Here is a 6,467-nt window from a genome sequence, read left to right as displayed (position 1 = left end):
TCGGACCGGCGACATGTTAGCCGCCGAACATGATCGACGATCGACTACCCACTGCAATGTTTCGAGCTCAGCGCCTTTGCCGGAAAGTATTGCCGCGTGACCGTCGTTGACGACGGTCGATACGCCTGGAGTAACCCACTATGGCCGTGACGCAACGACGCACCTCTCGCTGGACGACAGGTCCCCCGCCGTACCAGTCCGACATTACTTGATCTTGATCGTACGGTAGGGCCGTGATCGGCGCGTTCGCTCGCCCCGGTGGCGGCTCTACCGAGCTGCTTGGCGGACGTAGGGGTGGTCGGCTGTAAGGGGTTTCAGATCCGTCCGTGAGCACCAGCTAGCCCTGTGTAATGGGCAGTGTCGGCGCAAAATTTCGATCTCTTCTCGATACAGGAAGTACACCCAGCGTTCATTGGAACTTTATTTCATGTAGCTATGTTCCATGAATATAACGATCGGTTCCAATGGCGCCGATGTGGCGAGTGTTGCTGACGCGGGCGGAATCAAGTGGTCAGGGCATGTGTCGCCCTGACCACTTGATTCCGCTCATTTTTAAGATCAAAGGAGAGAGTCATGGGACGACTGACACCGGAGAAGATGGCCTTCAGCGGCCCGGCCTGGGGCGCGCTATACTCGCGCCCGCCGCATTTCTACCGTGGCTCTCGGAACCTGATCTTCACCTACGAGACCGCACTGGAGCCGGTGCTTGAGCTGTTGCCGGAAGAGGTGGAGCCGGTAAGCGACACGCCGCAGGTACACCTGTGGTTTCAGGACATCACGTTCTCCACGTTCGGTCCGCATCGCGAGACCTGCGGCTTCATCGAATGCCAATTCCGCATTCATGATCGCCTCGGGTCGGATGCGGCTGGAGCGCTTCGCCGACAGGTCCGAGCTGCCCCAGCATGCAGGGCTGTGCCTGAAGTACATCCCCTCGGCCGAATGGGACGAGCCCCCAGCGGTGCTGCAGCTGGTCGTCGACGACTTCACCGCCGAGCCGGTCGTTGGCAGCGACGGCAAACCGGAGATCTTCGCCGGCACCGGCGCAGTCGACTTCGGCCCAGAGAGCGACCTAGACCCAATCACCCGTCTCAAGCCAGTCGGCCCGGTACGCGCGGTTTACACCGTCATGAACTTGGAACTTGACTTCGGAACCGTCGTCAAGGACTACCACGATCCCTCGCGCGGCTGACGCGCAGCGCAATGCAGTCGGCCAGCCCGCCGTGTCCTGTCCCTGGCCATGCGACAGCCTCGCCGCCGCGGACATCCAGTTGACCCCGACCGAGGTCGCCATGATCGAGTTTATCGGCGCAGAGGGCGCCAGCGTCGAGGGCCCACCGCAGAGGGCGTCGAGTAACCGAAACAGCCCGATGCCCTGTGCCCTGATTATGTGGACGTCGCGGACGTGATCGCCCGTGCGATGGGTGGCCCTCGTCAGAGTGGTCCTCGCCGACCCGGAACGAACACAGGCCGTGCAAACCCTGACCGCGGACGCGCTGGCCGAATACCGCTTCCGAAGCCCACACCGCACTCAGTCCATGACCCGTTCCTTCCCGACGGAGGACGACCATGACGACCCAGATCATCGCAGTCCGGCGCACGGGCATTCCGCTCGCGGGCGACCAGCTTGTGGGCTGCCTCGCCGCACCCGGTCAAACGCCGCCGACCGACGTGCCGGACACGCCACGGCTCGTCGCGCGCGGCATCACCAAATCGTTCGGGCATGTGCGGGCGCTTGGCGGTGCCGATCTGCAGATCGCGTCCGGCGAAGTCATCGGCCTGGTCGGCGACAACGGCGCCGGGAAGAGCACTCTCGTCAAGGCCCTCACCGGGGCCCTTCGCCCTGACAACGGCACCGTCGACATCGACGGGCGGCCCGCGCACCTCATGTCACCGACCGTGGCACGCACCCACGGTATCGAGGTCGTCCATCAGGACCTTGCCCTGGCACCCGACCTCGACCCGGTCGCAAACCTTTTCCTCGGCAGGGAACGATTCGCGCCCGGCCGAAGGCCGCTCGGCACGCTCGACCAGCGCGGCATGCGGAAGGCAGCGACCGAAGTTTTCGACCGGGCTGATCTGCGCCTGCCCTCGCTGGATGTCGCGGTCCGCAACCTCTCCGGCGGGCAACGGCAACTCATCTCGGTCGTCCGGGCCATGGCGTTCTCCCGCAGCATCATCTTCATGGACGAGCCGACCGCCGCGCTCGGCGTCCGCCAGACCGAGCAGGTCGCCAAGCTGGTCAAGCAGGCAGCCGCCAGCGGCGTCGCGGTCGTCCTCATCAGCCACAACATCCCCGAGCTATTGGAAGTGGTCGACCGGATCGTCGTGATGCGACTGGGTAGCAGCGTCGCATCGATCCCGATCGGTGAGGCAACCATGGAACGGCTCGTGGGCGCGATGACGGGACTCGGCTAATGGCAATCGACCACACGACGGCAACCGACCACACGACGGCAACTGACATGGACTCCTCGCGCACCGCGGGAACGGCTCATCCCTATCGCCTGCGGAGCATCGCCAGCAATCCCGAGGTGGGCGTGCTCGCCGGGCTCGTCGCGCTAATCGTGATGTTCTGCGTGTGGCAGCCCGGTGGCTTCGCCACCGTCGGCAACCTCAAGAACCTCGTCTCGGACAGCAGTATCCTGATCGTCCTGGCTATGGCGACGACGCTTGTCATCGTCAGCGGCCAGATCGACCTCTCCATCGGCGGCATCATCGCCTTCACCGAGGTCATCACGGCCACGACGTTCCAGGCGATGGGCGGAACAGCTGGCGGCGCGGACGCCATCCTGCTCGGGTTCGTCGTCGCACTGGTGTCCGGCCTGGGCTGGGGGCTGCTGAATGGGTTGCTGGTGACGAAGATCAAGCTCGCAGCGTTCGTGGCAACTCTCGCAACGCTCGGAATCGCGCAGGGCGCCGCCTACGTGATCAGTCGGGGAACCGACCTTGCGACGGTGCCCGCCGCGCTTACAAAAAGCGTTGGTATCGGTCGTGTCTTCGGAATCCCCACGATCGTGATCATAGCCGCTGTCGTGGTCGTCGCGGCCACCCGTTGCCTCCGCAGGACGCGCTTCGGCCGCTACACCTTCGCAATCGGATCCGATCGAATCGCAGCGCAGCGCGCCGGAGTGCAGGTCGATCTGCACACCATGAGGGTGTACGCACTGGCCGGCCTCGGGTACGGATTCGTCGCGTTCCTCAACCTCGCCCGCTTCTCCACCACAACCATCGGCGGCCACAGCACGGATGCCCTAAACGCCATCACCGCGGTCGCGCTCGGCGGAGCCAGTCTTTATGGCGGAGTCGGAAGCACCATCGGCGCACTGATCGGTGTCTTCATCCCCGCCGTACTGCAGAACGGTTTCGTCGTCGCTGGGGTCGACCCCTTCTACGCGCAGATCAGCGTCGGCGTCGCCCTCATCCTCGCCCTCTGGGGCGACCAGGTGCGCCGTTCCTACTCCAAGACCACCTGACTCCGGGTCTCCCTTCACGGCATATCTCGAAGCCGAAGCCAGAGAGCGCTCGATTCTCAGTTTCTCGGTAACGCCGTGATACTTCCCCACTCACGCACCAATCAGCACCCGAAGGAATCATAATGCGTACTCGACCCACCTGCCTCCGGAAGGCACCCGCCTCTGCCGCAGCCTTGGCGGTCCTGGTCGCCTTGGCCGCCTGCTCAACCTCGTCCGGATCCGATTCATCGTCCGAAACCGCCTCCGGCGGAAGCGCCGTAGCGGCCGTGACTCCTGCTGCAAATGCGCCCGAATCAGGCAGCGCAGAAGGAAAGAAGTTCATCTATGTCGCCTATAATGCACCGCTTTACGGGGGCGTATATTGCGGAGCTAAAGCGGAAGCGGAGCGGCTTGGTGTTTCGATCACAAGGCAGTACGCTGCCGAATTCACGCCCGCATCCCAGATCCCGGTTCTAAACGCCGCCTTGGCGACCAGCCCGGATGGGCTGGTAATCAGCCCGACGGATCCGAACGCCATGTACGAACCCATCAAGTCGGTGGTCGACAAGGGAATCCACGTTGCCACCGCAATCAATAACTTGACTAACACTGATCAATTGACGGCTCAAAGCCTTGTTAATAACGAGCAGAGTGGGGCCCTAGCGGCCAAGTACCTGGCCGAGAAGGCAAACGGTAAGAAGGTCAAGGTCGGCCTCATGACGTTCACTGCCGGTGGTAGCGCTGCTGCTGACGGGGAGTGGCATGGCTTCGAATCTGAGATTAAGAAGTACGACAACATTACCTACGTTGGGGCGCAGTTCGATGCTGGCGGCGTAGCTGACACCACGAAGACCGCTGCCGCCATGCTGGCTCGTCATCCTGACCTCTTCGGCGTCTTCGGTACTGAGACTCAGGCGACAACCGGCATCGTGACGGCCGCCAAGCAGCGCGGCGCGGATCTGGAAATTGTTGGCGGTTACGGCGGTTCGGATGACACCAGCATTGCCCAGTTGAACGCAGGAGAAGTCGCTGCAATCACATCTCTTCCGGAGCGGGAGATTGGCGCCAACGCGGTGGATCAGATCGTCAACAAGTTGACGGGCCGTCCGGTGGAAACGGTCGTGAACCTCGACTTCACGCTCTACACCAAGGGGTCCCTGGCGAAGGCAGGTGTCTCGCTGGGAAACGCGCTAGCCAAGTGCTAAACGCCGCCGTTGAACTCGGCAGCGCCGATCGTGTTGCCCTGCCACTACCACGCTATCGGCGGATGGGTGAATTCGATGTCTGGGCCCTCACCGACGGTGTGTTTCGTCCGGAGCGGACATATCTGGGACCTGGTGCGGCCGAGCCGGTGTACAGCTCACTCTTCGAACCGGGTGGCGCATTGGCGGTGCTGCCCCTGGGGTGCTTCCTCATCCGCAATCCACACGGAAGGTTCGTCCTGATCGATGCGGGGCTGGGCCCAGTAAAGATTACCGGTACGGTGTGGCAAGCCTCGGGTGAGCTGCTATCACATGGCTCAGTCCAGGGCGGGCTTCTCCCGGAGCAGCTTTCCGCCATCGGTGTCAACCCTGAGGAGGTGGAGGATGTCGTCGTGACACACCTGCACTGTGATCACTTCGGGTGGCTCGTCGATCCGAACGCTAATTTGTTCCCTCAGGCCAGGATCTGGATCGGCGGGGCTGATTACACGTACTTCCAGGAGTCGGCCAGAAAATCCACGGATGGGCAAGACGACGATGAGCGGAAGTTCATTATCGATCAGCAGCTCTCGCTTGCTGGCTTGCGTGATGCCGGCAGCGTTCAACTCCTGGACCGTGAAAAGTTGGAAGTGTTGCCGGGAATCTCCTTGATGCCGACCCCGGGTCACACCCCGGGGCACACCAGCGTCATGGCGGCCAGCGGCGGCCAGCGGCGGCCAGCGGATCCTGTTCTTCGGTGACGCGATCACCTGCCCGCACCAGTTACACCACCCGAGCTGGCACAGCGTTGGCGACGTCGACGTCAAGCTTGCGAACCACAGCCGGGAGTGGATCTGGAACGAGCTGTCGAAGCCAGGAACCGACGGGGTCGGCTCACACTTCCCGCAGGCACAGGAGGGCACCCTCGCACTCCACGAAGGGCGAGCGTGGTCAGCCTGAAACTCACCGGGAGGGCCCGGCGCGCCCGGGCAGCCGAGCCACGGGCCCTCCCGCACCTACCAAGCAGCGAGATGAAGATCGGTGAGTACTCCAAGCCGTGTCGTCGACGTCGCCCGGCCGCCGTTCACATTGCCGGTCGCCTGCGTCGCCGGGGGATTCGTCATGACGGCATGAGCTGGCGAATGACGGCTGGTTCGGTCAGGGACGGGGTCACCAGGAGAGGGCGTCCTTCCGCCGGCCACGGCAGGGGTGTGCTCTGCGGCCAGTCTCCGGTGGTAACGACGATGACCGCCAGACCGGCCCGCTGCGCGGCGATTGCCCCGATCCTGGAGTTCTCGACGGCGACCGCGTCGCGCGGATCAACTCCCAGGGCCGAGCAGGCGGTTAGGTAGACCTCCGGGTGAGGCTTGGGTAGGTCGACATCGTCCGCGGCGATGGTCGCGTCGAACGCCACATCGAATCCCGCGCCGATGAGCATCGCGACGAGTACATCGGCCGGGCTGTTCGAGGCGACCGCCATCGGTACGCTGCCGCTCAGGCCAGCGAGCAGGGCGGCCGCGCCCGGCATGGCGCGAGGTAGGGTCACGTTTCACCGCCTGCCGCAGCGAACGGTGAAGCACCGATGCGATCAAGGCAGCTTCGTGTTCCTGGTTGCCCCAGCGCGCGATCCGCGCGGCCCCCGACGCGACGGAGCTGCCGACCAGCTGCCCGCGCATCGCGTCGTCCAACTCGAAGGAGACGGCCGCGGCTGCCTCGTCGAACGCGGTGGCCCATGCCGCCGTGCTGTCCACGAGCAATCCATCGCAGTCGAACACCACCGCGGCTGGCCGCTGACTGCCCCCTGTTCGCTGGTTCGCGCCGTGGTGTCCATCGA

6 protein-coding genes are annotated in these 6,467 nt (G+C 63.9%); 5 read left to right on the top strand and 1 reads right to left on the bottom strand.

Annotation, left to right across the window (positions count from 1 at the left end; all coding sequences use genetic code 11):
• Nucleotides 1-841 precede the first annotated feature (841 nt).
• The 5 genes from AC08OJ_RS10430 (at nt 842) to AC08OJ_RS10410 (ending at nt 5,394) form a co-directional block, all read left to right on the top strand.
• Entirely contained in the window at nt 842-1,189 is a 348-nt protein-coding gene (locus AC08OJ_RS10430) for an acetoacetate decarboxylase family protein (protein WP_476595626.1), read from the top strand.
• Nucleotides 1,190-1,566: 377 nt separating this feature from the next.
• The gene (locus tag AC08OJ_RS10425; protein ID WP_476594151.1) at nt 1,567-2,415 is read left to right on the top strand and encodes an ATP-binding cassette domain-containing protein; all 849 of its coding nucleotides are present in this window, start codon (nt 1,567-1,569) and stop codon (nt 2,413-2,415) included.
• Between the two features lie 47 nt (nt 2,416-2,462).
• Nucleotides 2,463-3,473, top strand: a complete 1,011-nt coding sequence (locus AC08OJ_RS10420) for an ABC transporter permease (RefSeq protein ID WP_476595625.1) — start codon at nt 2,463-2,465, stop codon at nt 3,471-3,473.
• A gap of 266 nt (nt 3,474-3,739) precedes the next feature.
• Complete coding sequence (locus tag AC08OJ_RS10415; protein WP_476595624.1) at nt 3,740-4,657, top strand: substrate-binding domain-containing protein; 918 nt, start codon at nt 3,740-3,742, stop codon at nt 4,655-4,657.
• A gap of 62 nt (nt 4,658-4,719) precedes the next feature.
• Nucleotides 4,720-5,394: an MBL fold metallo-hydrolase gene (locus AC08OJ_RS10410; protein ID WP_476595623.1), complete on the top strand. Its 675-nt coding sequence runs from the start codon at nt 4,720-4,722 to the stop codon at nt 5,392-5,394.
• Nucleotides 5,395-5,753: 359 nt separating this feature from the next.
• Here AC08OJ_RS10410 and AC08OJ_RS10405 read toward each other — a convergent pair whose 3' ends face one another.
• Nucleotides 5,754-6,179 carry an HAD family hydrolase gene (locus AC08OJ_RS10405; RefSeq protein WP_476595622.1) on the bottom strand — a complete coding sequence of 142 codons (426 nt, stop codon included), beginning with the start codon at nt 6,177-6,179 and terminating at the stop codon, nt 5,754-5,756.
• Nucleotides 6,180-6,467: the final 288 nt, after the last annotated feature.

It is taken from the genome of Frankia sp. CgKIO3 (assembly GCF_977946435.1).
Note: the sequence above shows the minus strand (reverse complement) of the source record. Positions and strands in the feature narration are given on the sequence as shown.

Coding starts and splice junctions, on each gene's coding strand:
- AC08OJ_RS10430 (WP_476595626.1), top strand. CDS start 842: ATGATCGCCTCGGGTCGGATGCGGCTGGAGCGCTTCGCCGACAGGTCC.
- AC08OJ_RS10425 (WP_476594151.1), top strand. CDS start 1,567: ATGACGACCCAGATCATCGCAGTCCGGCGCACGGGCATTCCGCTCGCG.
- AC08OJ_RS10420 (WP_476595625.1), top strand. CDS start 2,463: ATGGACTCCTCGCGCACCGCGGGAACGGCTCATCCCTATCGCCTGCGG.
- AC08OJ_RS10410 (WP_476595623.1), top strand. CDS start 4,720: ATGGGTGAATTCGATGTCTGGGCCCTCACCGACGGTGTGTTTCGTCCG.